This window comes from Kitasatospora sp. NPDC051705 (genome assembly GCF_044453265.1).
Classification (GTDB): Bacteria; Actinomycetota; Actinomycetes; order Streptomycetales; family Streptomycetaceae; genus Kitasatospora.
Genome location: NZ_JBITCO010000012.1, coordinates 125,253 through 151,252, shown reverse-complemented (window position 1 = coordinate 151,252; position 26,000 = coordinate 125,253). Strand labels below are relative to the sequence as shown.

At 72.8% G+C, this 26,000-nt stretch carries 27 protein-coding genes and 1 tRNA gene; 20 read left to right on the top strand and 8 right to left on the bottom strand.

The window, feature by feature from the left end:
- Positions 1 to 126 precede the first annotated feature (126 nt).
- The 5 genes from ACIA8Q_RS17890 (at position 127) to ACIA8Q_RS17870 (ending at position 4,883) form a co-directional block, all read left to right on the top strand.
- Entirely contained in the window at positions 127 to 909 is a 783-nt protein-coding gene (locus ACIA8Q_RS17890) for an endonuclease V (protein WP_396317431.1), read from the top strand.
- A 96-nt stretch (positions 910 to 1,005) separates the two neighbouring features.
- Complete coding sequence (locus tag ACIA8Q_RS17885; RefSeq protein WP_360218179.1) at positions 1,006 to 1,452, top strand: DUF2563 family protein; 447 nt, start codon at positions 1,006 to 1,008, stop codon at positions 1,450 to 1,452.
- Positions 1,453 to 1,479: 27 nt separating this feature from the next.
- Positions 1,480 to 2,868, top strand: coding sequence for a WXG100 family type VII secretion target (locus tag ACIA8Q_RS17880; RefSeq protein ID WP_396317430.1), 1,389 nt, complete (start codon positions 1,480 to 1,482; stop codon positions 2,866 to 2,868).
- A 99-nt stretch (positions 2,869 to 2,967) separates the two neighbouring features.
- Complete coding sequence (mycP, locus tag ACIA8Q_RS17875) at positions 2,968 to 4,182, top strand: type VII secretion-associated serine protease mycosin (RefSeq protein WP_396317429.1); 1,215 nt, start codon at positions 2,968 to 2,970, stop codon at positions 4,180 to 4,182.
- A gap of 104 nt (positions 4,183 to 4,286) precedes the next feature.
- On the top strand, positions 4,287 to 4,883 hold the full coding sequence (locus ACIA8Q_RS17870; RefSeq protein WP_360218170.1) for a DinB family protein: 597 nt from the start codon (positions 4,287 to 4,289) through the stop codon (positions 4,881 to 4,883).
- Positions 4,884 to 4,934: 51 nt separating this feature from the next.
- Here the strand turns inward: ACIA8Q_RS17870 and ACIA8Q_RS17865 are convergent, their stop codons facing one another.
- Together ACIA8Q_RS17865 and ACIA8Q_RS17860 are read right to left on the bottom strand one after the other, a co-directional pair.
- Entirely contained in the window at positions 4,935 to 5,375 is a 441-nt protein-coding gene (locus ACIA8Q_RS17865) for a hypothetical protein (protein WP_360218167.1), read from the bottom strand.
- A 674-nt stretch (positions 5,376 to 6,049) separates the two neighbouring features.
- Entirely contained in the window at positions 6,050 to 6,697 is a 648-nt protein-coding gene (locus ACIA8Q_RS17860; RefSeq protein ID WP_360218164.1) for a hypothetical protein, read from the bottom strand.
- Between the two features lie 256 nt (positions 6,698 to 6,953).
- Here ACIA8Q_RS17860 and ACIA8Q_RS17855 point away from each other — a divergent pair, with 256 nt between their 5' ends.
- Complete coding sequence (locus tag ACIA8Q_RS17855; RefSeq protein ID WP_360218161.1) at positions 6,954 to 7,991, top strand: hypothetical protein; 1,038 nt, start codon at positions 6,954 to 6,956, stop codon at positions 7,989 to 7,991.
- A 118-nt stretch (positions 7,992 to 8,109) separates the two neighbouring features.
- On the opposite strand, the gene ACIA8Q_RS17850 is transcribed toward ACIA8Q_RS17855, so the two are convergent.
- Together ACIA8Q_RS17850 and ACIA8Q_RS17845 are read right to left on the bottom strand one after the other, a co-directional pair.
- Positions 8,110 to 8,700: an isochorismatase family protein gene (locus ACIA8Q_RS17850; RefSeq protein ID WP_360218158.1), complete on the bottom strand. Its 591-nt coding sequence runs from the start codon at positions 8,698 to 8,700 to the stop codon at positions 8,110 to 8,112.
- A gap of 188 nt (positions 8,701 to 8,888) precedes the next feature.
- On the bottom strand, positions 8,889 to 10,205 hold the full coding sequence (locus tag ACIA8Q_RS17845; protein WP_360218155.1) for a nicotinate phosphoribosyltransferase: 1,317 nt from the start codon (positions 10,203 to 10,205) through the stop codon (positions 8,889 to 8,891).
- A 141-nt stretch (positions 10,206 to 10,346) separates the two neighbouring features.
- On the opposite strand from ACIA8Q_RS17845, the gene clpS reads away from it, so the two are divergent.
- From clpS to ACIA8Q_RS17810, 7 genes are all read left to right on the top strand, one after another.
- Positions 10,347 to 10,640, top strand: a complete 294-nt coding sequence (gene clpS, locus ACIA8Q_RS17840) for an ATP-dependent Clp protease adapter ClpS (RefSeq protein ID WP_360218152.1) — start codon at positions 10,347 to 10,349, stop codon at positions 10,638 to 10,640.
- A 59-nt stretch (positions 10,641 to 10,699) separates the two neighbouring features.
- Complete coding sequence (locus tag ACIA8Q_RS17835) at positions 10,700 to 11,269, top strand: DUF2017 domain-containing protein (RefSeq protein ID WP_360218149.1); 570 nt, start codon at positions 10,700 to 10,702, stop codon at positions 11,267 to 11,269.
- Positions 11,270 to 11,456: 187 nt separating this feature from the next.
- The gene (locus ACIA8Q_RS17830; protein WP_360218146.1) at positions 11,457 to 12,899 is read left to right on the top strand and encodes an amino acid permease; all 1,443 of its coding nucleotides are present in this window, start codon (positions 11,457 to 11,459) and stop codon (positions 12,897 to 12,899) included.
- Positions 12,900 to 13,033: 134 nt separating this feature from the next.
- Positions 13,034 to 13,465 (top strand): M67 family metallopeptidase, encoded by a 432-nt coding sequence (locus ACIA8Q_RS17825; protein ID WP_360218143.1) that lies wholly within the window; start codon positions 13,034 to 13,036, stop codon positions 13,463 to 13,465.
- A gap of 139 nt (positions 13,466 to 13,604) precedes the next feature.
- Positions 13,605 to 13,724: a putative leader peptide gene (locus ACIA8Q_RS17820; protein ID WP_347878546.1), complete on the top strand. Its 120-nt coding sequence runs from the start codon at positions 13,605 to 13,607 to the stop codon at positions 13,722 to 13,724.
- 113 nt (positions 13,725 to 13,837) lie between these two features.
- Positions 13,838 to 14,116 (top strand): MoaD/ThiS family protein, encoded by a 279-nt coding sequence (locus tag ACIA8Q_RS17815; protein WP_196952340.1) that lies wholly within the window; start codon positions 13,838 to 13,840, stop codon positions 14,114 to 14,116.
- Between the two features lie 75 nt (positions 14,117 to 14,191).
- Positions 14,192 to 15,160 carry a cysteine synthase gene (locus ACIA8Q_RS17810; protein ID WP_360223461.1) on the top strand — a complete coding sequence of 323 codons (969 nt, stop codon included), beginning with the start codon at positions 14,192 to 14,194 and terminating at the stop codon, positions 15,158 to 15,160.
- 33 nt (positions 15,161 to 15,193) lie between these two features.
- On the opposite strand, the gene ACIA8Q_RS17805 is transcribed toward ACIA8Q_RS17810, so the two are convergent.
- Positions 15,194 to 15,664 carry a type II toxin-antitoxin system PemK/MazF family toxin gene (locus tag ACIA8Q_RS17805; protein WP_360209507.1) on the bottom strand — a complete coding sequence of 157 codons (471 nt, stop codon included), beginning with the start codon at positions 15,662 to 15,664 and terminating at the stop codon, positions 15,194 to 15,196.
- 187 nt (positions 15,665 to 15,851) lie between these two features.
- On the opposite strand from ACIA8Q_RS17805, the gene ACIA8Q_RS17800 reads away from it, so the two are divergent.
- Together ACIA8Q_RS17800 and ACIA8Q_RS17795 are read left to right on the top strand one after the other, a co-directional pair.
- Positions 15,852 to 16,040 (top strand): MarR family transcriptional regulator, encoded by a 189-nt coding sequence (locus tag ACIA8Q_RS17800; RefSeq protein ID WP_360209504.1) that lies wholly within the window; start codon positions 15,852 to 15,854, stop codon positions 16,038 to 16,040.
- A gap of 265 nt (positions 16,041 to 16,305) precedes the next feature.
- A complete protein-coding gene (locus tag ACIA8Q_RS17795; RefSeq protein WP_360209501.1) occupies positions 16,306 to 17,052 on the top strand; it encodes an MBL fold metallo-hydrolase in 747 nt (248 codons plus the stop codon).
- Between the two features lie 97 nt (positions 17,053 to 17,149).
- Here the strand turns inward: ACIA8Q_RS17795 and ACIA8Q_RS17790 are convergent, their stop codons facing one another.
- Both ACIA8Q_RS17790 and ACIA8Q_RS17785 read right to left on the bottom strand, forming a co-directional pair.
- Complete coding sequence (locus ACIA8Q_RS17790; RefSeq protein WP_360209498.1) at positions 17,150 to 18,427, bottom strand: PTS transporter subunit EIIC; 1,278 nt, start codon at positions 18,425 to 18,427, stop codon at positions 17,150 to 17,152.
- Positions 18,428 to 18,857: 430 nt separating this feature from the next.
- Positions 18,858 to 20,147 (bottom strand): PTS transporter subunit EIIC, encoded by a 1,290-nt coding sequence (locus tag ACIA8Q_RS17785; RefSeq protein WP_387901487.1) that lies wholly within the window; start codon positions 20,145 to 20,147, stop codon positions 18,858 to 18,860.
- Positions 20,148 to 20,427: 280 nt separating this feature from the next.
- Here ACIA8Q_RS17785 and ACIA8Q_RS17780 point away from each other — a divergent pair, with 280 nt between their 5' ends.
- The 4 genes from ACIA8Q_RS17780 to rdgB all read left to right on the top strand — a co-directional run bounded on the left by ACIA8Q_RS17780 (position 20,428) and on the right by rdgB (position 22,870).
- Positions 20,428 to 20,781 (top strand): PTS glucose/sucrose transporter subunit IIB, encoded by a 354-nt coding sequence (locus tag ACIA8Q_RS17780; RefSeq protein WP_360209535.1) that lies wholly within the window; start codon positions 20,428 to 20,430, stop codon positions 20,779 to 20,781.
- Positions 20,782 to 20,958: 177 nt separating this feature from the next.
- Positions 20,959 to 21,684 carry a ribonuclease PH gene (rph, locus tag ACIA8Q_RS17775; RefSeq protein WP_396317428.1) on the top strand — a complete coding sequence of 242 codons (726 nt, stop codon included), beginning with the start codon at positions 20,959 to 20,961 and terminating at the stop codon, positions 21,682 to 21,684.
- 159 nt (positions 21,685 to 21,843) lie between these two features.
- Positions 21,844 to 22,233, top strand: a complete 390-nt coding sequence (locus ACIA8Q_RS17770) for a hypothetical protein (protein WP_360209489.1) — start codon at positions 21,844 to 21,846, stop codon at positions 22,231 to 22,233.
- Between the two features lie 31 nt (positions 22,234 to 22,264).
- Positions 22,265 to 22,870, top strand: a complete 606-nt coding sequence (gene rdgB, locus ACIA8Q_RS17765) for an RdgB/HAM1 family non-canonical purine NTP pyrophosphatase (RefSeq protein WP_387901484.1) — start codon at positions 22,265 to 22,267, stop codon at positions 22,868 to 22,870.
- A 77-nt stretch (positions 22,871 to 22,947) separates the two neighbouring features.
- Here the strand turns inward: rdgB and ACIA8Q_RS17760 are convergent.
- A tRNA-Leu gene (locus ACIA8Q_RS17760) sits at positions 22,948 to 23,031 on the bottom strand.
- Between the two features lie 358 nt (positions 23,032 to 23,389).
- Here ACIA8Q_RS17760 and ACIA8Q_RS17755 point away from each other — a divergent pair.
- Positions 23,390 to 25,921 carry a chitinase C-terminal domain-containing protein gene (locus ACIA8Q_RS17755; RefSeq protein WP_396317427.1) on the top strand — a complete coding sequence of 844 codons (2,532 nt, stop codon included), beginning with the start codon at positions 23,390 to 23,392 and terminating at the stop codon, positions 25,919 to 25,921.
- The last annotated feature ends 79 nt before the right edge of the window (positions 25,922 to 26,000 follow it).

Below are 26,000 nucleotides of genomic sequence, written 5' to 3'. Positions count from 1 at the left end.
GTAAGTCCAGGCTAACCCGCCGACCCGGGGGGCACAGGGGGGCGCACAGGCTCACCCGAGGGTCGTGCGCCCCCTCGGTACGGTGAAGCCGACCACGCCCGCACCACCGATCCGGGGGAACCGCCCGTGCCCATCCCCGCCGACTGGCCCACCACCGAGGCCGAGGCGCTCGCCGAACAGGAACGACTGCGGCCCCTCGTCCAGGCCCACGACGACCCCGCCCGGGACGAGCCCTCCCGGGGCGATCTCTCCCGGGGCGACCTCTCCCGGGACGGCACCTCCCAGGACGACCCGACCGACCCCGCCGCCGGCCACCTCGTCGCCGGCGTCGACGTCGCCTACGACGACGACCACGACCTCGTCGTCGCCGCGGCCGTCCTCCTCGACCGCGACACGCTCACCGTCGTCGAACAGGCCACCGCCGTCGGCCGGATCGCCTTCCCCTACGTCCCCGGACTGCTCGCCTTCCGCGAACTCCCCGCCGTCCTCGACGCCCTCGCCGCCCTCACCCGCACGCCCGACACCGTCGTCTGCGACGGCTACGGCCTCGCCCACCCCCGCCGCCTCGGCCTCGCCAGCCACCTCGGCGTCCTCACCGGCCTGCGCACCCTCGGCGTCGCCAAGACCCCCTTCACCTTCGACCACCGCCAACCCGACGCCCCCCGCGGCTCCACCACCCCCCTCACCGACCCGGCCACCGGTGAGGAGGTCGGCCGCGCCCTGCGCACCCGGCCCGGCGTCAAACCCGTCTACGTCTCCGTCGGCCACCGCATCGGCCTCGACACCGCCGTCCGCACCACCCTCGACCTCGCCCGCCAGTACCGGCTCCCCGAGACCACCCGGCACGCCGACTCCCTCTGCCGCCGAGCCCTCGCCGAGGCCCTCCGCACCCGGACGCCGACGAACTGACCATGTCCCAGGCCGAATTAGGGCCCCGGTGTGTTAGACATGACACACCGGGACCCGGGCCCGGCAGCGACCGACGGACGCACGGGGAGCGCCGCAGTGGCCACAGGAACCGGCACCACCGGCGGAGCCGGCCGGGGATACCGCGTCGAGATCGCACAACTCCGCGCCTTCGCCGCCCAGGTCCGCCTCCTCCTCGCCGAGTTCCAGCACCACGCCGACGGCACCGACACCCACGGCCGCAGCGGCCTCGGCAAGGGCGCCTTCGGCACCTTCGCCGAGGCCACCGAACTCCACGGCCGCTACGACACCATGCGCGACGGCCTGCGCGACATCCTCAACCAACTCCGACAAGCCGTCGACGACGCCCAGAAGAACGCCGAACTCACCGCCACCGGCTACGAGGAACGCGACCGGAGCACCGCCCGGAAGCTCAGGCTCGGCGACGACGGCTGGTCCGTCGCCAACCCCTCCGCCACCAGCCGGGCCGCCTACGAACAGACCATCGCCCCGCCCACCCGCGACGGCGGCAAGTCCGCCCGCTAGCGCCCACCGGACGGAGACGAACCGGCCATGGCCTACACCGACTTCACCAAGTACAGCCACGCCCAGCTCCGCACCATGGCCGAAGCCCTCGACCCCGGCGCCGTCATGGCCGCCGGAGACCCCTGGCGCCGCGCCGCCGACACCCTCAAGGCCATCCGCGCCACCCTCACCCGTGCCAGCACCGAAGCCGCCGTCACCTGGGAGGGCGCCACCAGCGACGCCTTCCACACCCGCATGCTCCACCTCGCCGACGGCATCAACAACGCGGCCTCCTACGCCAACGACGCCGCCAACACCCTGCACGCCATGTCCGAGGCCATCGCCAAGGCCAAACGCGACATGCCCGAGGAACCCAGCACCTGGGAACAGGCCAAGGACACCCTCGGCGACGGCATCTCCTCCGTCTTCGGCGGCGACGACGAACACCTCCCCCTCGCCGACCGCCGCAAGACCGAAGCCGCCACCGTCATGCAGACCCTCGCCATGCACTACCGCATCGCCACCCCGGCCCTGAAGCCGCCGCAGAGCCTTCCTCCGGCACTGGGGGGTCTCGGCGAATCACGCGACGTCGTCCCGCAGGACGATCCGAGCGGCGTAGCGGCGATGGCGAGCGCGATGGTGTCGGGCACCTCCCTCGGAATGGCGGGAACCTCGGCCCGTGTGCCGAGCGGTCCCGTACCGCAGGGGCCCGCGTCACCGGAACCACAGCGGGTGGCACGCCCCGCACCGGTCGGTGCGCCGGTCGTCACCGACCCGGGGATCAAGGGAGGTAAGGCGAGGCCGCAGGGGCCGACCGGATCCGGCATGGGTGTGCCGGCTCCAGCCGTCACCGGGATCCGGACGGATGCCGGGGCGGTGCCGCCCGGTGTCCCCAGGAACGGGTACGGAGGAACTCCGCTGGGCGGCACGGGCCTTGCGGGCACCAGTACCGCTGGTCCGTCCGCAAGCGGCCCCTCCGGTCCCGGCGTCGGCCCGGGCGGGCGAGGCCCCGTCGCCGAGGGGCTCCCGGAGGGTGTGGGGCCGGTGGGCGGATTCGGGGCACGTGGTGGTTGGGCGGCCGGGGGTGGTGCCGTTCCCGGCGCGGCGGCCGGAGGGCGTGCCGTTCCGGGTGAACGGTCCCCGCAGGGGGCCTCGGCCCGGTCCGGCGGGGTCGTCGGCGGGACGACGCGGCCGGTCGAGGGCGGGCGCGGCACGGGAGCGTTCACGGAAGGAGGTTCCGGCCTGGGGGCCCGGAGCGGGCCGAGAGGTGTGACCGGTGTCGGCGGCCCGGGTGCCGTGGCCCCCGGAGTGCCGGTCGCCGGCACGCATCGGAGAACCAAGGACGGGGAGAAGCGCGGCCGTCGGCCGGTCTACCTCGTCGAGGACGAGGAGACGTGGGCGTCGGCAAGGCCCGCCAACCCGACCGTGGTGGAATGAGTCCGGCCCGAACGGGCGGGTGATCTGACAGCGTCCCGCAGATCGGTGATCCGCGGGACGCCTTGCCGAGTGGGGTGACCTGGTTTGACGAGCCGCCGGTTGACTCGTGCTGTTGCGGCCCTGGCTGTTGGGGCGCTGACCTGGGGAGTGCCGGCGGCGTCCGCGGACCAGATCAGGGACGAGCAGTGGGCGTTGAGGACCTTCGAGGCCGAGGCGAAGGTCTGGACGATCAGCCAGGGTGAGGGCGTCCTGGTCGGGCTGGTCGACAGCGGTGTCGACCAGGACCACCAGGACCTGACCGGGCAGGTGCTGCCGGGCGTCGACTTCTCCGGCGGGAACACGGACGGCCGGGTCGACAGTGACGGCCACGGCACCGCCATGGCGAGCCTGATCGCCGGGCACGGACACGGGGCGCAGGCCGGGGTGCTGGGACTGGCTCCGAAGGCGAAGATCCTTCCGGTGAAGGTGGACACCAGCAGCGGACGGTCCGATGTTCAGCAGAACGGTCTTGCGCAGGGGATCCGGTTCGCCGTCGACCACGGCGCGAAGGTCGTCAACATGTCGGTCGGGGGAGCGTCACGGTTCGACTCCCAGAGCCGCGCCGCCGTCGAGTACGCGATCTCGAAGGACGTCGTGCTGGTCGCCGCCGCGGGGAACAGCGGCGACGACCGGCAGGGTGTGCAGTACCCGGCCGCCTTCCCCGGAGTGGTGGCGGTGGCGGCCGTGGACTCCGCGGGCGCCGTCTGGGACCGCTCGACGCGGGGCTCCGAGACCACGCTCGCCGCGCCGGGCGTGGACATCTACCAGGCCACGGCCAAGTCGACCGCGAGCTACGGGGTCGGGAACGGCACCTCCGACGCGACCGCCTACGTCTCCGCCACCGCCGCGTTGATCCGGGCGAGGTTCCCGGGCCTGTCCGCCGGCCAGGTGATCAATCGGATGATCAAGTCCGCCTCGCCGCCGGTGGACGGGTCGGCGGTGCCGAACGACCGGTACGGGTACGGGGTGGTGTCGCCGGCGAGGGCGTTGGCGGTGGATCCGGCGGTCGACGGGGGCGCGCGGGAGAATCCGCTGGTGGGGCGGCGGGAGTCGCAGGGTGCTGCGCCGGAGGCGGCTGCGGGGCCGCCGGGTGACGAGGCGGCGGTTCCGGCCGCGGAGGCCGGTGGCGGGGGTGGCGGCTGGTTCGGGGCGGGCGTGGCGGTCGGGGTGGCGTTGTGGGGGGTGTTGCTCGGCGGGGTGGTGTCGGTGGTGCTGCTGGTGGTGCGGGCGCGGCGGCGGAGGCGGTCGGCGGGGGGTTCGTCCGGGGTGCGGTGAGGGCCGGGGGCCTGGGCTGACGAGGCGGGGGCTGGCAGCATCTTGGTGGTGGGTGGCGTCATTGCCGCTGGTGGGGCGGGGGGCGGGGCGGCGATGCTGGGGGCATGAGCACTTCTGAGCGCGCTGCGGGCGGGGCGGACGGGATCGTGTCGGGCGGGGTCGTGCCGGGCGGTATCGTCCCGGACGGCAAGGACTGGACGTGGGTGTTGGAACGCCCGTGTCCGGACTGCGGGTTGGACACTCCGGCGGTGGTGCGGGAGGACGTCGCGGGGATGGTCCGGGCGAATGCGGCGGCCTGGCGGGCGGTGCTGTCGGGGGATGCGGGTGAGGTGGCGCGGCGGCCGGCTCCGGGGGTGTGGTCGGCGCTGGAGTACGCGTGCCACGTCCGGGACGTGTTCCGGCTGTTCCGCGTGCGGCTGGGGCTGATGCTGGCCGAGGACGGCCCGTCGTTCGCGAACTGGGACCAGGACGCCACGGCGGTCGCGGAGCGCTACGGGGAGCAGCGGCCGGAGGTGGTGGCCGGCGAGCTGGCGGAGGCCGCGGAGGTGCTGGCGGTGGCGTTCGAGGGGGTGACGGGCGGGCAGTGGCTGCGGACCGGGGACCGCAGTGACGGCGCGCGGTTCACCGTGGAGTCGTTCGCCCGCTATCTGATCCACGACCCGGTGCACCACCTGTTCGACGTGACGGGTGTGCGGGTCTGAGCCCTGCGTGCGGCCTCGGCCGCCAGCGGCGGTGCGGGCGGGGGCGAGGGCTCACCAGCCGGAGGCCTCGCGCAGCATGGTGCGCCGGAGGCGGCCGGCCACGCTGGCGGTGTCGGTGCCGATGACGTCGGCGATCTCGGGGGCGGCGAGGCCGACGACGTAGTGCAGGATGGCGAGGTCGTCGTCGGCGGGGTGCCGGTCCGGGGTGGCGGGCACGTGCCGGGTGTGTTCGGCGACGGTGCTGCGCAGGATCTGCCAGGCGTGTGCGGTCGGGTTGGAGCTGCCCAGCAGTTCGCGCCAGTGGACGGCGATTTCGGCGAAGGCCTGTTGGACGGCGGTGGCCGCGGTGCTGTGTTCGGTGAGCCAGACCCGGGCGTAGCTGAGGTACCGGGGGCGGTGGAGTTCGCAGAAGGCGGCGAACTCCAGTGGTACGTCCTCCGGTTCGCCGGGCCTCGGGGGCGGCTCGGCTGCGCTCGCGTGACGATTGGTCATCTCGTCTTCTCGGCAAGGGAGATGGATTTCTGACGGTCGATCATCTGTGCTCACTCTACGGTAGGCCCTAGGTGCGCTGGGTGACCAATCTGATGGAATGCCCGGAACCCGTCGCCGCTCGGCCGGTTCCGGTGGCGACCGGTGCGGAGCGGTGGTGGGGCGGCCGGGCGGTGGATCGGCGGGGGAGTGGTGCGCAGTCCTGCGGGGGGCGTAGGTGCGAGCGTGTCGCGGCTGGTCAGAGGGGGTGGGGCGGCGGTGGCCGCGCGGCGGTTGATGTGCCACCGTAGGGCTTTCGGCGGCTGACGTCCACGCCCACGGCGCGAAGCCGCGCCCGCACAACCGCCTGCGCAACCGCGCCCGCCACCGTGGCCGCCCCCCTCGGGTCCCGTGGGTGGGTCGTTCCGGTGAGGCCGCCCCGCGGCGCCGCCTGGCGCATCCTCGGTGCCCGTGCTCGTGCGGCGCTCCGGGTCGGGTGGACGGCGCCCGGCGGGAGTGCGCGCGGAGGGGCGTGTCCGGGCGGGTCGCGCCCGGGGTGCCGGCGGCGCGCGCCGCGCGGGGTGGGCGGCGTGCGCGGGGTGGGCGCGCTGCGGATGCGGTGGAGCTGGCACACGCTGCGCGCCGGACGGACGTGGTGGCGGGTGGCGCGTCCGCCGGGCCGGCGGCGCACCCGGTGGTCAGGAGGTGGGTCGGGCCTCCGTCGGGGCGATCCGGTCGTCGACGGCGCTGGTCCGTTCGACCTGGGTGGGGAAGGCCTCGACGGCCCGGCGCCGGGCGAGTTGGGCGGCTGCGGCAGCCGCGGCCGCAGCCGCCGCGGCTGCCCCGGCGGCGGCCTCCTCGCGCTCGCACCGGTGCGCCGCCACCCCGGCGGAGGGGTGCCCGGCGGCGTGTCCGGCCGTGGCGTGTCCGGCGCCGTGCCCGGTGCCGTGTCCGGCGGCGGTGTGCCCGCCGGTGGGGTGGGCGGCCGGCTGGTGCTCGTCCGTCGAGCGTCGTCGTCGGCCGAGTTCCGCGCGGGCCGCGTGTTCCTCGGCCGCCTGTCTCGCGGCCAGGTAGGCCTGGACGGCGGCCATGCCGTAGACCGGCTGGATGAGCTGGTGGCCCTTGAAGAACGGTCTGGCCGGGGCGAACCCGGCGGCGACCACCAGGTCGCGGATCTCGGCTATCTCGGCCTCGCTGCGGGCGGTGAAGCGGACCTCCCAGCCCTTCTTGTACGTATGGCCCTGTTCGCCGCTGCGGCGCGCCGGGTCCGGGCGGCGGACGTATCCGGGCAGACGGCCGAGGCGGAGCTGGGCCGCGCGGAGGCCGGCGGTCTCGTCACGTGACATGACGTAAGCCTAGGCAATCCCCGGGGCGGGATTGACGTCTGGAGGGTCTCTTGGAGTATGCCTTTGGTCACTGTCGGTCAGGCGACCAGGTCGGCGATCACTTTCGATCGCATCTGACAACCTCGCGACCAGCAATTACTCCGAATGAGTGAGGGTATGGGGACTTTAGTGCGGGCTGATCCCGGTTTCGCGACGGTTGCGTAACAGTGCGTCAGGCGGCCGGTGCCGGGTCGGGCCGGTTGGGGATGGTGTTCGTATGAGCTACCGGATTCCCACGCCGCCGCCGTCCCTCGAGGAGTTGGCGAAGCGTCAGCAGAACGTCGTCACCGCGAGCCAGCTGCGCGCCCGGAGCGTGCCGGCCCGCCTCATCACCGAGCACTGCCGGCGCGGCGGGCCCTGGCAGCGCCTGCTGCCCAGGGTCTACCTGCTGCAGTCGGACGGCCCGACGCCGGAGCAGCGGATGTGGGCCGCGCTGCTGTACGCCGCGCAGAACGGCCGCGAGGAGGGCCGCCGCGAGGGGGCGGTGATCACGGGTGCGGCCGCGCTCGCGCTGTACGGCTTCGCCGCGGTGCCCCGGCTGCCGGCGGTGACCGGGGTGGACGTCCTGGTGCCCCGCCAGCGCCGGCTGAAGGACGCCGGAGACGTGCGGATCCGGCGCACCGAAAGGGAGTTGGTGGCCCGCTCGGTGCACGGCCTGGCCTGTGCGCCGGTCGCCCGGGCGGTCGCGGACGCGCTGTGCGAGTGGACGGCGGCGGGCGCCGGCGCCCCGGTGCCGGTGCGCGAGGTGCTGCGGGAGGCCGTCTCCCGGCCCGACAGCCGGTGCACCGTCCGGGAGTTGGCGGCCGAGCTGACCGAGTCGGGGCTGACCGCCGAGCCGCGGGTGCGTGCCGCGCTGGACGAACTGCTCGCCGCCGAGCGGGACTTCGTGCTGGAGCGGGTCGGCGAACTGGTGGACGAGGGGCTGCTGCCGGTCCCGCTGGTCGGCCCCGAGCTGCGGATGCGCGGCGGCACCTTCATCGCCGTCCCGGACCTCTACTGGCCGGAGCGCGGCGTCGCGGTCGAGGTGGACTCGGACCTGCGCTGCGTGAGCGAGGGCGAGGCCGCCTGGGTGCGGGGCGGCCAGCACCGGATGGAGTACCTGGGGATCCGGGTGGTCTACGTCTGCGGCGCCCGGCTCGCGGCGGACCGGGACGCGGTGGGTGCCGAACTGCGGGAGGCGTTCCGGGCGGGCGGCACCGACGTGGTCGAGCTCATGGTCGTCCCGGAGCCGGTCCCGGAGCCGGGGCAGGAGTAGCGGCCGGAGCCGGGGCGGGAGCGGCGGCCGGCTCCCGGCCGAGGCCCCGGCCGGAAGCCGGCCCCGGAACGCGGAGACCGGGGGCCGGAGACCGGCGGCCGGGGCGGCCGGGCGGACCCTAGCCCTGCACCACCGGGGTGCCGACCAACTCGACGCCCGCGGCGCGCAGTTCGGCGAGCGCGGCGGTGGTGGTCTCCGGTGCGACCCCGGCGGTGAGGTCGAGCAGGACGCGGGTGGTGAAGCCGGCCCGGGCGGCGTCCAGGGCGGTGGCCCGGACGCAGTGGTCGGTGGCGATGCCGACCACGTCGATCTCGTCGACCTGCCGTTCGCGCAGCCACTCCAGCGGGCCGCGGTCGTTCTCGTCCAACCCCTCGAAGCCGCTGTACGCCGCCGCGTAGGCGCCCTTGTCGAAGACCGCCTCGACCGCGCCGGAGATCACGGCGGGGGCGAAGTTGGGGTGGAAGCCGACGCCCTCGGTACCGGCCACGCAGTGCACCGGCCAGCTGTCGACGTAGTCGGGCTCGGCGGAGAAGTGGGGGCCCGGGTCGATGTGGTGGTCGCGGGTGGCGAGGATGTGCTGGTAGCCGGCGGCGGATTCGGCGATCAGGTCGGTGATGGCGGCGGCCACCTCGGCGCCGCCGGCGACGGCCAGGCTGCCGCCCTCGCAGAAGTCGTTCTGCACGTCGACGACGATCAGGGCCCGGTGCATGGTTCGCGTCCTCGGGTGTGGGGGGCGTCCGCGGGGTGGCGGCGTCCCGGTGGGGGAGCCCGCGGGAGCGCTCGGCCCGGTGGCGGGCTCGGGGTCTCGGGGGGCTCCGGGGGAACTCTACGGCTGACTCTAGGGAGTGGCGCGCGGGGGCGGAAGGCCTCCGCCCCCGCGCGGGCGGCGGGTGCCGGTCAGACGATCAGTTCGGTCGGCAGGACCGGGTCGCCCTTGGAGAGCTGGGTGGCCGACAGCGGCAGCGCGGCCCGGGCCCGGACGTGCCGTTCGCGGGCGGCCGTCAGCGGCTCGCGGCCGACGGTCTCGCCGCCCCGCACCAGGGGCACCTGCACCAGGTGCGGCTCCAGTTCGGCCGGGACGGGCCCGGTGCCGACCACCTCGGCCTCGGCCACGCCGTCCGCGTCGGGCCGCCGGGCGGCCCACTTGCGGCCGCCGACGCTGGTCTTGCCGCCGGCGGCGCGCTTGGCCACCGGGATCAGCGGTCCGCCCTCGGTCTCGGCGCGGGCGACCAGCTTGTAGACCATGGCGCAGGTCGGGTGGCCGCTGCCGGTGACCAGGCTGGTGCCGACGCCGTAGCCGTCGACGGGGGCGGCGGCGAGCGCGGCGATCGCGTACTCGTCGAGGTCGGAGGTGACGATGATGCGGGTCTTCTCGGCGCCGAGCTCGTCCAGCTGGCGGCGGACCCGGTGGGCCAGCAGGGTGAGGTCGCCGGAGTCGATGCGCACGGCGCCCAGCTCGGGGCCGGCCACCTCGACCGCGGTGCGGACGGCCTCGCGCAGGTCGAAGGTGTCGACCAGCAGCGTGGTGCCCCGCCCCATGCTGGCGATCTGCGCGCGGAAGGCGTCCCGCTCGCTGTCGTGGACGAGGGTGAAGGCGTGGGCGGCGGTGCCGGTGGTGGGGATGCCGTGGGCGAAGCCGGCCTCCAGGTCGGAGGTGGCGGCGAAGCCGGCCACGTACGCGGCGCGGGCGGCGGAGACGGCGGCCCGCTCGTGGGCGCGGCGGGCGCCCATCTCGATGACGGGGCGGCCGCCGGCGGCGGCGGTCATCCGGGAGGCGGCGGCCGCGATCGCGGAGTCGTGGTTGAGGATCGAGAGGATCACCGTCTCCAGGATCACCGCCTCGGCGAAGGTGCCCTCGACGGTCAGCAGCGGCGATCCGGGGAAGTAGACCTCGCCCTCGGGGTAGCCGTGGATGTCGCCGCTGAAGCGGTAGTCGGCGAGGTAGCGCAGGGTGTCCTCGTCGACCACGCCCTGGCCGGCGAGCCAGTCGAGCTGTGCGGTGGTGAAGCGGAAGTCCTCGACCGCGTCGAGCACCCGGCCGGTGCCGGCCATGACGCCGTAGCGGCGGCCGCCGGGCAGGCGGCGGGTGAACACCTCGAAGACGGAGTGGCGGTGCGCGGCCCCGCTGCGCAGGGCGGCCTGCAGCATGGTGAGCTCGTAGCGGTCGGTGAGAAGCGCGGTCGAGCCGGCCGCGCGCACGGAAGTGGCGTCCATGCGGATGATGCTACTACCACTTAGCGTCAAAGTGACGATTTCTCGCGACGCGACCCGGGCCGGAATCGCCCGGGGGTCCCCCGGATGGCAGCATGGGGCTGAAGAGGCGTGGACGGACTGCGCAGCGAGGAGGACCCGCAGGTGAGTGTCGCGCCCGTGGAGATCGAGCGCCCGGAGGTCGAGGGACTGCCGGTGACGGAACCGGACACCCCCTGGGTGACGATCGTCCACAACGACCCCGTCAATCTGATGAGCTACGTCCAGTACGTCTTCCAGGCCTACTTCGGGTACCCGAAGGACAAGGCCAGGAAGCTGATGATGGAGGTCCACACCAAGGGCCGGGCCGTGGTCTCCAGCGGCTCCCGCGAGGAGATGGAGCGCGACGTGCAGGCGATGCACGGCTACGGGCTCTGGGCGACGCTCCAGCACGACTGACCGGGGCCCGCGGCCCCAGTACCCCACCCGAGACGACGAAGACGGGCTGACCGATACAGATGGCTGGGTTGTTCGAGAGTGCCGGCGGCGGCGGTGCGGCGATCGCGCTGGAGGAGCTGGAGGTCTCCATCCTCCGCTCCCTGGAGGTGGGGATCCTGCAGCTGATCGGGCCCGGCCCGGGCGGGGACGGCGGCGATCCGCTGGCCGCGCTGTTCGCCGAGGGGCCGAGCGAGACGCCGGCCAACCCGGTGCTCGCCCGGCTGTTCCCGGACGCCTACGGGGATCCGGCCGAGCCGGCCGACGAGGAGAGCCGGGCCGCCGCCGGCGAGTTCCGCCGCTACACCGAGCTGGACCTGCGGGCCCGCAAGCGCGAGGACGCGCTGCACGTGGTGCGGACCCTGGACCGCCTGGGCGGCGGCGGGGTGCTCAAGCTGGACCCGGCCGACTGTCAGCGCTGGCTGGGCGCCCTCAACGACCTGCGGCTGACGCTCGGTGTCCAGCTGGAGGTCGGCGAGGACGACGACGAGCTCTACGAGCTGCCGGACGAGGACGACCGCAAGCCGCTGGTGATGGCGTACCTGTGGCTGGGCGCACTCCAGGAGACGTTGCTGGAGGCGATCGTGGACTGATCGTGCCCGGATCCGGGCAGGCCCCGACCGCTTCGTCCAGTATGTGGACGATTGGTCGGGGCATTTTCGTCCGAACCGGGCGAAACCCTCCCAGGGCATGCTCAAATAACGCTCAGATGGAGCCCGCTCACCGAACCCTGCGTGGTACGACTTCTCCACCCCACGAGACCCACCAGGACGGTGCACCATGGCCGAGAAGCCGAACGACGACGCGGTCGTCGCGAAACCGGACGAGGAGGGCTACGAGCGGGGGCTCGGCAGCCGCCAGATCCAGATGATCGCGATCGGCGGTGCGATCGGCACCGGCCTGTTCCTCGGCGCCGGCACCGCGATCTCCAAGTCCGGCCCCAGCCTGATCCTCTCCTACGCCGTCGCCGGCCTGGTGATCTTCGTGATCATGCGCGCCCTGGGCGAACTCCTCACCTACCGCCCGGTCTCCGGCAGCTTCGCCGAGTACGCGCGGGAGTTCCTCGGCCCCTTCGCCGGCTACGTGACCGGCTGGACGTACTGGCTGTTCTGGGTGGTCACCGGCATGGCGGAGACCACCGCCGCCGCCGTGTACGTGAAGTTCTGGGCGCCCGGCTTCCCGCAGTGGCTCAGCGCGCTGACCTTCCTGGTGATCCTCTACGCCGCCAACCTGATCTCGGTGAAGCTGTTCGGCGAGATCGAGTTCTGGTTCTCCATGGTCAAGGTCACCGCCATCATCGGCATGATCCTGATCGGCGTCGGGGTGCTCACCCTCGGCTTCAGCAAGGCCGGTGACACCGCGTCGGTCACCCACCTGTGGCAGAACGGCGGGTTCTTCCCCAAGGGCATCGGCGCCACCGTGATGACCCTGCAGATCGTCATGTTCGCCTACCTGGGTGTCGAACTCGTCGGCGTGACCGCCGGGGAGAGCGAGAACCCCGAGAAGACCCTGCCGCGCGCCATCAACACGCTGCCCTGGCGCATCGCGCTGTTCTACATCGGCGCCCTGGTGGTCATCCTCTCGCTGGTGCCGTGGACCGAGTTCCAGCCCGGCGTCAGCCCGTTCGTCGCGGCCTTCGGCAAGATCGGCATCCCGGCCGCGGCCGGGATCATCAACTTCGTGGTGCTCACCGCCGCGCTCTCCTCCTGCAACTCCGGCATGTACTCCACCGGCCGGATGCTGCGCGACCTCGCGCTGCGCGGTCAGGCGCCCGGGCGGCTGACCAAGCTCAACAGCCGCCGCACCCCGGCCTTCGCGATCACCGTCTCGTCCCTGCTGATGGGCGCCGGCGTGGTGCTCAACTACCTCGTCCCGGCGCGGGCGTTCGAGTACATCACCTCGGTCGCCACCGTCTGCGGCCTGTGGACCTGGGCGATGATCCTCATCGCCCAGATCCGCTACCGCAAGGCCTGGCAGGGCGGACGCCTTCCGGCGCCCACCTTCAAGGCGCCCGGCGGCGCCTGGATCAGCTGGGCCGCGCTCGGCTTCCTCGCCCTGGTCGTGGTGCTGATCGGCCTCGACGAGGACAACCGGATCTCGCTGTACGTCTTCCCCGCCTGGGCCCTGGTCCTGGTGGTCGGCTACCAGCTGCTCAAGCGCCGCGACCCGCAGGCCGCGCAGGGCGCCACCGAGGACCGGGAGCTCGCGCGCGACGCCGGCTGACACCCCTCCCGGGCCCGGTCCCGGGGCCCGGTCGCGGGGCGCCTCCGGGGCCCCGCGACCGGGTGGCGGACACCCGGTGCCCGCGCTCCGGACATCCCGGCGGACACCCGCCGGGGCGTGGCTATCCTGACCGCATGCTGACCATCACCCGAGAAATCCGCGACCGGATCGTGGCCCACGCCCGCGCCGACCACCCGGACGAGGCCTGCGGCGTGGTCGCCGGGCCGGCCGGCACCGGGCGCCCCGAGCGCTTCATCCCGATGCTCAACGCCGCCCGCTCGCCCACCTTCTACGAGTTCGACTCGGGCGACCTGCTCAAGCTCTACCGCGAGATGGACGACCTCGACGAGGAGCCGGTGATCGTCTACCACTCGCACACCGCCACCGAGGCCTACCCGTCGCGCACCGACGTGAGCTACGCCTCCGAACCGTTCGCCCACTACGTCCTGGTCTCCACCGCCGAGGGCAACGGCGAGGACGACCCCTACCAGTTCCGCTCGTTCCGCATCGTGGACGGCGAGATCACGGAGGAAGACGTCCAGGTCGTCGAGGCCCACCCGGCCTGACCGGCACCCCCCTGGGCCCGGCCCGCTGACCGTCCGCGGACGGTCGGCGGGCCCGTCTCGTCTCAGCAAGAGGGACGGGAACATCCGGATCCCGAGACGGAGATGTCGGAGCGGGCCCGGGAATCTATACGATGAGCCCATGCGTTCCGTCGATGTGAGCAACCAGGCCCCGGGCACCCGCCTCGTGGCGCGCCTGCACGTCGACCTGTGCCGGCTCGCCAGCGCGATCTGTCCCGGCACGCCCGCGCGCTCACGCTGAGCCGCCACGCCCCACCCGGGCCCGCCGCCGGTCGGCGACGCCGAGCCCCGGGACCATCAGCCCTGCCGCGCCCGCTGCGGCCCACCCCTCACGACTCGCACAGGAGCGCACCCATGGCCATCGAGGTCCGCATCCCGACCATCCTCCGCACCTACACCGACGGCGCCAAGGCCGTCGAGGGCACCGGCAGCAACCTCGGGGAACTCTTCACCGACCTCGACGCCCGTCACCCGGGCATCGCCGCCCGCCTGGTCGAGGGCGGCGAGCTGCGCCGCTTCGTCAACGTCTACCTGAACGACGAGGACGTCCGCTTCCTGGAGGGCATCTCCACCGCCCTCGCCGACGGCGACAGCGTCACCATCCTGCCCGCCGTGGCCGGCGGCGCCCGCTGACCTCCCGGCTCCCCCGCCCGCGCGGCGGGGGAGCCGCCCCCTCGACACCCCCCAACGCCGCGGCCGGAGGCCCCCTTGCGTTACGACAGCCCGCTCGAAGCCGTCGGGAACACCCCGCTGGTCCGCCTGCCCAGGCTGTCCGCCGCCGTTCCCGGCAACGCCGACGGGCTGGTGAGGCTGTGGGCCAAGCTGGAGGACCGCAACCCCACCGGCTCCATCAAGGACCGCCCGGCGCTGCACATGATCGAGCGCGCCGAGGCCGCCGGCCGGCTCACCCCCGGCTGCACCATCCTCGAGCCCACCAGCGGCAACACCGGCATCTCGCTCGCCATGGCCGCCAAGCTCAAGGGCTACCGGATGGTCTGCGTGATGCCCGAGAACACCAGCGAGGAACGGCGCGAACTGCTCCGCATGTGGGGCGCCGAGATCATCCCCTCGCCGGCCGCCGGCGGCTCCAACACCGCCGTCCGCATCGCCAAGGAGATCGCCGCCGAGCACCCCGACTGGGTCATGCTCTACCAGTACGGCAACCCCGACAACGCGGGCGCCCACTACGCCGGCACCGGCCCCGAGATCCTCGCCGACCTGCCCTCCGTCACCCACTTCGTGGCCGGCCTCGGCACCACCGGCACCCTGATGGGCGTCGGCCGCTACCTGCGCGAGAAGGTCCCCGGCGTGCGGATCGTCGCCGCCGAACCCCGCTACGACGACCTGGTGTACGGGCTGCGCAACCTCGACGAGGGCTTCGTCCCCGAGCTGTACGACGCCGAGGTGCTCACCACCCGCTTCTCGGTCGGCTCCGCGGACGCCGTCCGCCGCACCCGCGAACTCCTCCAGCAGGAGGGCATCTTCGCGGGCGTCTCGACCGGCGCCATCCTGCACGCCGCGATCGGCGTCGGCCGCAAGGCCGCGGCGGCCGGGGAGCGGGCGGACATCGTCTTCGTCGTCGCCGACGGCGGCTGGAAGTACCTGTCCACCGGCATCTACACCGCCGAGTCCACCGAGGCGGCCGTCGAGGCGCTGCAGGGCCAGCTCTGGGCCTAGGAACGGGCGTCGGACCTGCGGCCCGTACGGGACCTAGCCGGTCCGCAGGGCCCGTTCGGCGCGGGACCAGACCTGCCGGTCCACCGTGCCGGCCCGGCGGCGGAAGGCCGTCAGCGGCACCTCGCGCAGCTCGTCGGTCTCCAGCCAGCTGGTCCGGCCCTGCCGGTCGCCCACCGAACCGGGCGGCAGCGGCAGCACTCCCGGGCGGTCGCCGTGGTGCTTGCTGGTGATCTTCGCGACGGTGGCCTGCCGGCCGTGCACCCGCAGCACCAGGCACGGGCGGTCCTTCGCCCCCGGGCCGTCCTCGAACGGCACCTCCGCCCACCAGATCTCCTGCGGTCGGGGCACCGCCGCGCCGCGGGTCGCCGGGCGCGGCCGAGGGCCGGTCGGACCGGCCGGTCGGGGAGCCGGGCGGGTCCGCCTGACCAGTGCCGCCGCGACGGCGGCCACCGCCGCGACGCCCGCCACCGCCAGGACCACCCAGATGCCAGTCATGCCGCTCATGCCGCGAACCGTACCGGCCCGCGGCGGCGCCCACCACCGTCGGTGCTGTGACAGTTGAGTATTTGTCCGCCCGTTGCTCCCGGTTCGTCACGGAACGGCCACGGTGCCCGTTCTGCGCACAGGACACCGCCCCGGCCCGGAAAAGCTGCCCACGAACGTCCGCCCCCGCCCCTCCGGAGGTGTCCTCGTGAGCAGGGACAGCGACCTGTGGTCCTACGCCGAGATCGCCCGCCACATCAACGTGCAGCCCGAGACCGTGCGCAACTACCGCCGGCACGGGCTGCTGCCCGACCCCGACGTCGTCGACGACGGCCACCCCCGCTGGCACCCGGACACGATCCGCACCTGGGCCCGCAACCGCCCCCGCCACCGCTGACCGGCCCGGCCACGGCCCCCGCCCCGCCGCGGGACCGCCGGACCGCCCCCGCAACCGCTGAGCGACACCCCCGGCACCGCTGAGCGAGGCCCCCGCCCCGGCCCCGGCGTTCTGGTGATTCCAGCCACAGCCCGGCACGGGGACGGGGGCAAAGTGTCCTTCCGCCCTTACCCTCGACACGCGAAGCAGTGCTCCCGGCCGGTTCCCCGGCCCGGCCTGCCGTTTTCCAGCAGCAGCCAGGACGTGTCGGGGCGGAGGGGCTCGGATGAAGATGACCGTGGTGGGGTGCTCGGGGAGCTTCCCGTCCGCCGACTCGCCCTGCTCCAGCTACCTGGTCGAGGCCGACGGCTACCGCGTCGTGCTCGACCTCGGCAACGGCGCCCTCGGCGCCCTGCAGAAGTACGTCGACCTCTACGCGGTCGACGCCGTCCTGCTCAGCCACCTGCACGCCGACCACTGCGTCGACCTCTGCGCCTACTGGGTCGCCCGCAACTACCGTGCCGAGGGCTGCCCGGACCCGATGCCCGTCTACGGCCCGGCCGGCACCGCCGAGCGGCTCGCCCGCGCCTACGACATGCCGGAGAACCCCGGGATGAAGGAGGTCTTCGACTTCCGCACCCTCACCCCCGGCGCCTTCGACCTCGGCCCGTTCCGGATCGAGGTCGCCCAGGTCAACCACCCGGTCGACGCCTTCGCCTTCCGCCTCGAACACGACGGCCGCTCGCTCGTGTACTCCGGCGACACCGGCGAGAGCGCCGAGCTCGTCGAACTCGCCCGCGACGCCGACCTCTTCCTCTGCGAGGCCGCCTACATCGACGGCCGGGACACCTACCGGGCCGTCCACCTCAACGGGCGCGAGGCCGGCGAGCACGCCACCGCCGCCCGCGCCCGCCGCCTCGTCCTCACCCACATCCCGCCGTGGACCGACGCCGAGCACAACCGCCGGGACGCCGCCGCGGCCTACGCCGGGCCCGTCGAGATCGCCCGGGCCGGCGCGGTCTACCGGATCTGACCCGCGACGGCCCGCCCGGTGGGCCGCCACGCACGACGACCCCGCCCCGCCGCTGGGGGAGCAGCGGCGGGGCGGGGTCGTGGGGTGCGGCCGGGTGTCAGGCCTTGGTGACGTCCTCGATCTCGTCGTCCTCCTCGCGACCGGGGGTCTTGAGGTCGAACTTGGTGATCGCGAAGCGGAAGAGGAAGTAGTACAGCGCGGCGAAGGCGAGGCCGATCGGGATGATCATCCACGGGTCGGTGGCCTTGCTCCAGGCCAGGGCGTAGTCGATCAGGCCGCCGGAGAAGGTGAAGCCGTCGTGCACGCCGAGCGCCCAGGTGACGGTCATCGAGACGGCGGTGAGCAGCGCGTGGATGACGTACAGGGCCGGGGCGATGAAGACGAAGGCGAACTCGATCGGCTCGGTGACACCGGTCACGAAGGAGGTCAGCGCCAGCGAGAGCATCATGCCGGTGACGGCCTTGCGGCGGTGCGGCTTGGCGGCGTGGGCGATGGCCAGGGCGGCGGCGGGCAGCGCGAACATCATGATCGGGAAGAAGCCCGACATGAACTGGCCGGCGGTCGGGTCGCCGGCGAAGAAGCGCGGGATGTCGCCGTGCACGATGGTGCCGTCGGCCTTGGTGAAGTCACCGGTCTGGAACCAGGCGTAGGAGTTCACGAACTGGTGCATGCCGACCGGCAGCAGACCGCGGTTGACCAGGCCGAAGGCGCCCGCACCGAACGCGCCGGCGCCGATCAGGGTGTCGTTAAGGCTCTTGATGGCGTCGCCGACCGGGCCCCAGGTCAGGGCGAAGAGCACGCCGACGGCGGTGCCGACGAAGGCCATCAGGATCGGCACCAGGCGGCGGCCGTTGAAGAAGCCCAGCCAGTCGACCAGCTTGGTGCGGTGGTACTTCTGCCAGAGCACGGCGGCCAGCAGGCCGATCACGATGCCGCCGAGCACGCCCGGGTTCTGGTAGGTCGGGGCGACCCACTTGCCGTCGGCGATGTGGCCCTCGGCGATCGGGAACGCGGTCAGCACGTTCTTGTAGACCAGGAAGCCGACCAGGGCGGCGAGGGCGGTGGAGCCGTCCGCCTTCTTGGCGAAGCCGATCGCGATGCCCACCGCGAAGAGCAGCGGCAGGTTGTCGAAGACCCCGCTGCCGGCGGTGTTGAACACCGCGGCGACCTTGTCCCAGCCGAGGCCGTCCTTGCCGAACACGTCGTCCTGGCCCAGGCGCATCAGCAGGCCTGCGGCGGGGAGCACGGCGATGGGCAGCTGGAGGCTGCGGCCGATCTTCTGCAGACCCTGGAGGAGGCTCTGGCCGAACTTCTTGGTCGGGCTTGGCGTGGCCGGAGCCGTGGCGGGCGCCGGTGCCTGCGCAGACTGACTCATGGGGGTGGGTTCCTAACGGCATGGCGGTCGGTCGGGGGAGGGGCACAGGGGGCCGAACCGCGAACTGGTCTACACCACGTGTGGTGTAGACCAGTTTTGTAGCACGGGTGGAGAAGGCGGGGAACCCCGGAAAGCGCTGCTGCCGGGAAGCGCTATGAAATCGAAACCTACTTGCGGAACGACGATCATGATTACCCGGCGTGATTGGGATTTTGGCTATTTGCGCAACAAAAAGGCCCGGCCTCGCCGGGCGTCGCCGGCTCGCGGCGGAGCGTGCGCGACCAGGCCGGTGGTGCGGCCGCCGAGGCTTTCCCGCCAGGGCAATTGGCCCTTTCCGGAAAGTCGATGGCCCCCGGACCGACGGGTCCGGGGGCCATTGCGGGTGACGTCCGGTGACGCTCGGTTTCGGGGGCGGTTTCGCGGCCCGCTATCAGGCCCTCGTGACGTCCTCGACCTCGCTCTCGTCCTCCCGGCCGGGCGTTTTCAGGTTGAATTTGACGATGATGAACCGGAACAGCGCGTAGTACACGGCGGCGAAGCCGGCCCCGATCACGAGGATCAGCCACGGCTTGGTGGCCAGGCTCCAGTTGATGACGTAGTCGATCAGGCCGGCCGAGAAGCTGAAGCCGTCGTGGACCCCGAGGCCCCAGGTCAGCCCCATCGAGACGCCCGTCAGCAGGGCGTGCACCAGGAACAGCGCCGGGGCGATGTAGGCGAAGGAGTACTCGATCGGCTCGGTGACGCCCGTCACGAAGGAGGTCAGGCCGACCGACAGCATCAGGCCGTAGATCTCCTTGCGGCGGTGCGGCTTGGCCGAGTGCGCGATCGCCAGCGCGGCGGCGGGCAGCGCGAACATCATGATCGGGAAGAAGCCGGACTGGAACTGGCCGGCCGTCGGGTCGCCCGCCAGGAAGCGCGGGATGTCGCCGTGCACCATCATGCCGTCGGGCTTGGTGTACTCGCCGAACTGGAACCAGACGAAGGTGTTCAGCAGCTGGTGCATGCCGATCAGCAGCAGCAGGCGGTTGAACAGGCCGAAGAGGCCGGCGCCGGTCGACCCGAGGTCGGCGAGGGTCTGGCTGAAGTCGTTGAGGCCGCGGCCGATCGGCGGCCAGACCCAGACCGCCAGGCAGGCGGTCAGCATGCCCACCAGGGCGGTGATCATCGGCACCAGGCGGCGGCCGTTGAAGAAGCCCAGCCAGTCGACCAGCTTGGTGCGGTGGAAGCGGACCCAGAGCCAGGCCGACATCAGGCCGATCAGGATGCCGCCCAGCACCCCCGGGTTCTGGTACGTGGCGGCCGCCGACTTCGCCGAGCCGTAGTCCACGCACTGGTCGCTGACCAGCACCGTCGGCGGCTTGCACTGCTCCGGGAAGGCGTGCAGCACCCGGTAGAAGACGAGGAAGCCGACCACGGCCGCCAGCGCCGTCGAGCCGTCCGCCTTCTTCGCCATGCCGATCGCCACGCCGACGCAGAACAGCATCGGCAGGCCGAGCGCGGAGTCCAGCAGGGCGCCGCCGGCCGCGGCGAAGACCTTGGCGACGTTGTCCCAGCCGAGGCCGTCCTTGCCGAAGACGTCGGGCTGGCCGAGCCGGTTGAGGATGCCGGCGGCCGGGAGCACCGCCACCGGGAGCTGCAGCGAGCGGCCCATCTTCTGGAGCCCGCCGTAGAGGTTGTGCCACCACACGGTCTGCGGGGTCGTGGCGCCTGCCGAACTCATCCTTCGACCTCCGGGGAGCAGTGGGCGGCCGGTGGCCCCCGGCGGGACCCCGCGCGGGGGCCGGAACGCCCGGGGTCCTTTCTGCGTTCATCGGAGTACACATATATTGGTGTAGACCACTTTGGACGCAGGCCGCACGCCGGGACGCGGGCCCCGCTGATCGTCATCCTCCGGCGGCGGTCGGGACCGTGCGCGCCGGACTGCGCCAAAAGTGGACTAACGTGGCAGACCGGCCCGGAGCGGGTGATGCTAGTCGCGCTGCCCGGCAGCGCGACCACGGCTGAACCGGCGTCAGCACCGGCAGACGGTCCCGGCGGCCACCGGCCGACGGACACCCAGCACAGCGCAGGACGGCACCCGGCAGAGCCGCCGGCAGGCCGAGACAGAGGGAGAGAATCAGATGGCCAGCAAGGCTGAGAAGATCGTCGCCGGTCTGGGCGGCATCGACAACATCGAAGAGGTCGAGGGCTGCATCACCCGCCTGCGCACCGAGGTCAAGGACGCCGCCCTGGTCGACGAGGCCGCGCTCAAGGCCGCCGGCGCCCACGGCGTCGTCAAGATGGGCACCGCGATCCAGGTCGTCATCGGCACCGACGCCGACCCGATCGCCGCCGACATCGAGGACATGATGTGAGCTGAGCCACCGCGCTCACGCTCCCCCCGGCCCGCCGCCCCGCACAGGACGGCGGGCCGGGGCGCGTCCGGCCCGCGCGCAGCGGCACGGCGCCCGCCCCCACCCCGGCGCGGCTCCGCAGCGGCCTCCGCGGACGCTCTCCGGAACACCCGCGCCGAGCGACTACGCTCGGTTCCTATGTCACGCATCGACGGCCGCACCCCCGACCAGCTCCGCCCGATCACCATCGAACGGGGCTGGAGCAAGCACGCCGAAGGCTCCGTCCTCATCTCCTACGGCGACACCAAGGTGCTGTGCACCGCCAGCGTCACCGAGGGCGTCCCCCGCTGGCGCAAGGGCAGCGGCGAAGGCTGGGTCACCGCCGAGTACTCCATGCTCCCGCGCGCCACCAACACCCGCGGCGACCGCGAGGCCGTCAAGGGCCGCATCGGCGGCCGAACCCACGAGATCAGCCGCCTCATCGGCCGCTCGCTGCGTGCCGTCGTCGACCACCGCGCCCTCGCCGAGAACACCATCGTCCTCGACTGCGACGTCCTCCAGGCCGACGGCGGCACCCGCACCGCCGCCATCACCGGCGCCTACGTCGCCCTCGCCGACGCCGTTGCCTGGGCCCGCGACCGCAAGCTCCTGCGCGCCAAGGGCCAGCCCATCACCGGCGGCGTCAGCGCCGTCAGCGTCGGCATCATCGACGGCGTCCCGATGCTCGACCTCCAGTACGAGGAGGACGTCCGCGCCGAGACCGACATGAACATCGTCTGCACCTCCGACGGCCGCTTCGTCGAGGTCCAGGGCACCGCCGAGGGCGCCCCCTTCGACCGCGTCCTCCTCGACCGCCTCCTCGACCTCGGCACCCTCGGCTGCGCCGAACTCGACGAGATCCAGCGCAAGGCCCTCGAGGGCTGAACCTCCCCGGCCCGCGCCGCCGTGGAACGGGACGGACGCGCCGCTGTACAGGCCGGGCCCGGAGCCCGTACGGTTCCCGCAGCACCCCGCTGCGGGAACCGCGCACCCCCCGGCGCGCGTCCCGTCCCACGGAACCCGCGCGCCCCCCAGGAGGACCGGATGCCGTCGAGCATCGCCCGCCCCGCCGCCCTCGCCGTGGCCGGACTGATCGCGATCCTCCCGCTCAGCATGGTCAGTTGCTCCGCCGCGCAGAAGGCGCTCGACTGCGGCAACACCGCCGTGCGGGTCACCGGCGACCTCGCCGACGTCACCGCCGCCTACGGCAACTCCAGCAACGACTCGGCCGCCGCGGCGAAGGCGCTGCAGAAACTCCGCGGCGACCTCGACCAGATCGGCCGGAACTCCAAGAACACCGACGTCGCCAAGGCCGTCGCCGACCTCCAGAAGCAGGCCGACAAGGTCCAGCAGGCCGTCGACAAGAAGGAGGTCCCCGACCTCAAGCCGCTCGGCGACGCGGCCGGCAACCTCACCTCGGTCTGCACCGGCTGACGCCCCCACCGCTGCCGATAGGGTGGGCGATATGTCCACCCGATTGATCCTCGCCACCCGTAACCAGCACAAGGTCGCCGAGCTCCGCGCCATCCTCGGCGAGGCCGGTCTGGACGTCGAACTCGTCGGCGCCGACGCCTACCCGGAGATCCCGGACGTGCCCGAGACCGGCGTCACCTTCGCCGAGAACGCCCTGCTGAAGGCCCACGCCCTCGCCCGCGCCACCGGCCTGCCCGCCGTCGCCGACGACTCCGGCCTCTGCGTCGACGTCCTGAACGGCGCCCCCGGCATCTTCTCCGCCCGCTGGGCCGGCAAGCACGGCGACGACCGCGCCAACCTCGACCTGCTGCTCGCCCAGCTCTCCGACATCGCCGAACCGCACCGCGGCGCCCACTTCTTCTGCGCCGCCGCCCTCGCCCTGCCCGACGGCACCGAGCGCGTCGTCGAGGGCCGCCTGCTCGGCACCCTGCGCACCGCCCCCTCGGGCGACGGCGGCTTCGGCTACGACCCGGTCCTGCAGCCCCTCGGCGAGACCCGCACCTGTGCCGAACTCACCCCCGCCGAGAAGAACGCGATCAGCCACCGCGGCCACGCCTTCCGGGCGCTCGCCCCGGTCGTGAAGGACCTCGTCGGCTGACGCACCGTCCGTGGAACGCCGAAGGCCCGCCCCGAGAAGATTCGGGGCGGGCCTTCGATCTGAAGGTTTGAGATGAGTGCGGCCTGAGGGATTCGAACCCTCACGGGGTTTCCCCCACCGGATCCTAAGTCCGGCGCGTCTGCCTGCTCCGCCAAGGCCGCGTGGCCCCTAGTCTAGGGCTTCGCCTCCGGTGGGAACACCGTGATTCGGCGCGGGGGCGTGCGCCCCGCCCCGGGGGTCGCCGGGCGGGTGCGGGGTCGGCTGCGGGTGAGGCCGTCGGTCCGGCCGTCGTGCCGGTCGTGGGTCGGGTCGCGGGTCCGGTCGTGGGATGTCGGGTTTCGGCCACCGGCTGACTGGTTGTCGAGCGGGCCCGACCTGTGATGTTTGGCTGTTGATTACCAATTGGTACAGACCTATTGACCTATGTGGTTCAGACCACATAGCTTCGGCGCCAATTGCAATCCCCCACGTGCGTGCTCCCCCACAGGCACGCGCCGACACTCTCTCCCGGAGGACCGAGTGTTGATCCGAAGCACGGCGGAGCGGCGTCCCACCGCCGCCACCCGTCGCAAGAGCCCGGCAGCCCGGGCGGGCGCGGCCTCGCTGGCGGCGGCCGGCCTGGCCGGTCTGCTGCTGGCCACGCTGGGCGCGGCGCCCTCGCAGGCGTCGGCGACCGTCGACAACGCGGCCTGTCGCCCCGACGGCATGTACCAGACGCCCGGCGTGGACGTCCCGTACTGCTCCGTCTACGACACCAGCGGGCGCGAGAAGATGGGCGCGGACCACCAGCGCCGCATCATCGGCTACTTCACCGGCTGGCGCACCGGCAAGAACGGCGACCAGCCGTACCTGGTGAGCGACGTCCCCTGGGACAAGGTCACCCACCTGAACTACGCGTTCGGCCACGTCGGCTCCGACAACAAGCTGTCGGTCGGCACGGACGGCCCGACCAACGAGGCCACCGGGATCGACTTCCCCGGCGTGCCGGCCGCCCAGCTGGACCCGACGCTGCCCTACAAGGGGCACTTCAACCTGCTGACGAAGTTCAAGAAGCAGTACCCGAACGTCAAGACCATGATCTCGGTGGGCGGTTGGACCGAGACCGGCGGCTACTTCGGGGACGACGGCAAGCGCGTCAACACCGGCGGCTTCTACTCGCTGACGGTCAACCCGGACGGCAGCGTCAACCAGGCCGGCATCGACACCTTCGCCGCCTCGTCCGTCGACTTCATCCGCAAGTACGGCTTCAACGGCGTCGACGTCGACTACGAGTACCCGACCTCGATGAAGGACGCGGGCAACCCGCTGGACTGGCAGCTCGCCAACTCCAAGCGCGGCTCGCTGGCCAAGGGCTACGCGGCGCTGATGAAGACGCTGCGCGAGAAGCTGGACCGGGCCGGCGCCGCCGACGGCAGGCACTACCTGCTCTCGGTCGCGGCGCCGTCGTCCGGCTACCTGCTGCGCGGCATGGAGACCTTCCAGGTGGCGCAGTACCTGGACTACGTCAACATCATGTCGTACGACCTGCACGGCGCCTGGAACAAGTACGTCGGCCCGAACGCCTCGCTGTTCGACGACGGCAAGGACGGCGAACTGGCGGCGGCCAACGTCTACGGCACCGCCCAGTACGGCGGCATCGGCTACCTGAACGCCGACTGGTCGTACCACTACTTCCGCGGCGCGATGCCCGGCGGGCGCATCAACGTCGGCCTGCCGTACTACACGCGCGGGTTCAAGAACGTCCAGGGCGGCACCAACGGCCTCTGGGGCACCGCCTCGGCGACCACCTGCCCGGTCGGCTCCGGCCTGACCTCCTGCGGTGACGGCGCGGTCGGGATCGACAACATCTGGAATGACAAGGACGACGCGGGCAAGGAGTCCCCGGCCGGGTCGAACCCGATGTGGCACGCGAAGAACCTGGAGAAGGGCATCCTGCCCGACTACCTGTCCAAGTACGGCGTGACGGACACCGCGCTGCAGGGCACCTACGCCCGCAACTACAGCAGCGCCCTGGTGGCGCCGTGGCTGTGGAACGACACCAAGAAGGTGTTCCTCTCCACCGAGGACGAGCAGTCGGTGGGCGCCAAGGCGGACTACATCGTCAACCAGGGCGCCGGCGGCGCGATGATCTGGGAGCTCGCGGGCGACTACAAGTGGGACGCCGCGGCCAACGGCGGCAAGGGCGAGTACGTGCCGGGCTCGACGCTGACCTCGCTGATGTACGACAAGTTCAAGTCGGCGACGCCGTACGGCGCGACCCGCTCGACGGTCGCGCTGCCGCAGCAGACCCTGCCGATCGACGTGTCGTTCACCAACTTCGCGCTGGGCGACTCCAACTACCCGATCAACCCGAAGATCCACGTCGTCAACAACTCGACGGTGACCCTGCCGGGCGGGACGGAGTTCCAGTTCGACTACTCCAACTCGGCCCCGGGCAACGCCAAGGACCAGTCCGGCTTCGGCCTGCAGGTCATCCGGCAGGACAATCCCGGTCCGGGCAACGTGGGCGGTCTGAAGGGCACCTACAACCGGGTCTCGGTCAAGCTGCCGGGCTGGCAGTCGCTGGCGCCGGGCGCCTCGGTGGACCTGGACTTCGTCTACTACCTGCCGGTCTCGACGCCGTCCAACTGGACGGTCAACGTGGGCGGGACGCTGTACGGGATCAAGGGCGACCTGACCCGCGGCGCGGTCGACGGCGGCACCTCCACGCCGACCCCGACCCCGACCTCGACGGCCACCGCCACGGCCTCCCCGACGGCGACGGCCTCGCCGACCGCGACGGCCTCGCCGACCGCGACCGCCTCGCCGACCGCGACGGCCACGGCGACGGGCTCCCCGACGGCGACGGCCTCGCCGACCGCCACCGCGACGGCCACCCCGACCTCGGGGGCCTGCACGGCCGCGCCGAGTTGGGACGCCGGCACCACCTACGCGAGCACCACCAAGGTCTCGTGGAAGGGCCACTACTACCAGAACAAGTGGTGGACCAAGGGCGACGACCCCACGGCCGGCGGCGCGTGGGGCGTCTGGAGCGACCTCGGGGCCTGCTGACCGGCGGCTGCCCGAGGTGAGGGACGGCGGTGGCGGTGCACCCGGTCGGGGGGTGTGCCGCCACCGCTTCCGTCGTCGG